Below are 1,997 nucleotides of genomic sequence, written 5' to 3' on the forward strand. Positions count from 1 at the left end.
CCGGGGGTCGCCCGCGAGGCTCCCGGCCCCGGCACGCGCGCCTGCGGCAGGTCCGTGCCGGGCCGGCCGAGCGCCTGGAGCTCGGCCATCGCCTGGCGTTGGCGGTCGGAGATCCGGTAGACGCCCGAGTCGCCGGCCGAACGGAGATAGTCGTCGAAGCTCTGGTTCTGGATCGACAGGTTGGCGATCGCGGACCGGTACGCGTCGGGCACGGCCCGGAACGTCCGGCCGGGCTCCTCGCTGACGTCGATCAGCAACAGCGAGCGCTCGGCGGAGGAGAACGTCACTTCGTCGGCGACGACGAGCACCGGATAGCGGCTGCCGTCGGGGACCAACGCCAGCAGCGCCGGCACGGCCAGGCTCTGGTGGCCGGGATCCTCCACGACCGTCACCCAGTCGTCGCCGATCTCGTCCAGCAACGCCTGCCACGCGTCGTCATCGGTGAAGTCGGTACGCAGAAGCGGCGAGTGGTCGGTCTCGGGCAACCGCGCGGCGGTCATGTGGCCTCCAGGGCTCGCGAACAGGCCGTCAGGCTACAAAGCGCCTCTGACAGGAACCGTCGCCTCCCGGCGGAGCTCGGCGGCGGTCTGGCCGTACTCCCGTTTGAGCGCACGCGACAGATGGGCCGGGTCGTGCAGTCCCCAGCGGGCCGCGATCGACGCCGTCGTACGTCCCGCGAGGGCCGGGTCGAGCAGGTCGGACCGTACCCGTCGCAGGCGTTCGCTCCGGACCCATGCCGCGAACCTCACGTCGCGGCGTCGCAGCAGCCCGTGCAGGTGGCGGACGGAGATTCCGTGCCGGGTGGCCACGGAGTCCGCGGACAGCAGCGGATCGTGCAGGTTCGCCAGCGTGTACGCGAGGATGCGGTCGGTGAGTTCGGTGCCGATGTCGACGCGCTCGGGTGTGATGTCGGCGAACGCCGCGACGACCAGGGAGGTCATGGCGTCGGCGAGGCGAAGGCCGCCGGGCCCGGGCAGTGCGTCGATCTGGTCGGCCAGCCCGCTCAGCACGGCCGCGATGACCGACCGGGTGCCCTGGTCGGCGGGCAGGACCCGTGCGGCGTGGCGGGTGACGGCGTCCGCCTTGCGGCCGAACGCCGAACGCGGCAGGCCGACGACCACGACGTCACAGGGGTCCGGGGCCGTGACGTTGTACGGCCGTGTGGCGTCGAAGATCACGATTTCGCCGGCGCGCATGCGGGCCTGACGGTCGCCCTGTGCCACGGAGAGGCCGCCACGGCGATGCAGGACGAGCTTGAACAGCTCCCGGTCGGTGGAGGTGATCGCGCCCGCCCGCCGTACGACGGCGTGGGGCGTGCTGCGCACCCGCGCGACGACCATCGGGCCGACGTCGACGTGGTCGACGTGCGCGCGGAACGGCGCGCCCGCCGCGGCCTCGACCCGCAGGGGCACGAGGAACGACGAGACGAGCTTCTGGAGCAACCCGGCGTGCAGCATGTCGGCACCCGAAATCATGATCTCAACGATAGATGCGAACCCGGCGGGTTGATCTGCCCTAGCGAGTTACAAAAGCTGAAATGCGTAACCTCGGCCGCCATGGAACCGGGTCGGCGTCGAAGGGCGCCCTGCGGACGTCGAGGGCTTCGACGGCATGGGGAGCCGCCGAGAACGCGCCGGGATCAACGCGATGGCCGGCCTCCCGGATCGGCCTCGGCGAGCAGTCGTTCGGCCTGGCGGACCACGGCGATGTCCACGAACGCGCCGTCCTCCAGTGCGACGGCGCCCGTGTCCGTGGCCGTCGCGGACGCGAACGCCTCGACGACGCGCCGTGCGGCCGCGATCTCGGCGGCGTCCGGGCGGTACGCCTGGGCGATCACCGGGAGCTGCGCCGGGTGGATGGCGGTTCGTCCGCGGAACCCCAGGGCCCGGCCCATCCGGCTGGAGGCCGCCAGGCCGTCCAGGTCCGCGACGTCGGGGTAGACCGACTGCACGGGAGCCCGGGCCCCGGCGGCGCGCGCCGCCTCGATCACCCGCGAC

At 72.6% G+C, this 1,997-nt stretch carries 2 protein-coding genes and 1 pseudogene; all 3 read right to left on the reverse strand.

The features are described from left to right. On the reverse strand, window positions 1-500 hold a 500-nt coding region (locus tag ACFFNX_RS48630; RefSeq protein WP_378213241.1), incomplete at its 3' end, for a DUF6924 domain-containing protein. 33 nt (window positions 501-533) lie between these two features. Further along, a complete protein-coding gene (locus ACFFNX_RS48635) occupies window positions 534-1,475 on the reverse strand; it encodes an AraC-like ligand-binding domain-containing protein (RefSeq protein ID WP_378213243.1) in 942 nt (313 codons plus the stop codon). A 164-nt stretch (window positions 1,476-1,639) separates the two neighbouring features. After that, window positions 1,640-1,997: pseudogene (locus ACFFNX_RS48640) on the reverse strand (CoA ester lyase); the annotation flags it as partial.

It is taken from the genome of Actinoallomurus acaciae (assembly GCF_042429965.1).
In the GTDB taxonomy this organism is placed as follows: domain Bacteria; phylum Actinomycetota; class Actinomycetes; order Streptosporangiales; family Streptosporangiaceae; genus Actinoallomurus; species Actinoallomurus acaciae.

Bases quoted from the DNA above. Each gene is read 5' to 3' on its own strand.
- ACFFNX_RS48635 (WP_378213243.1), bottom strand. From the start codon at position 1,475: ATGATTTCGGGTGCCGACATGCTGCACGCCGGGTTGCTCCAGAAGCTC.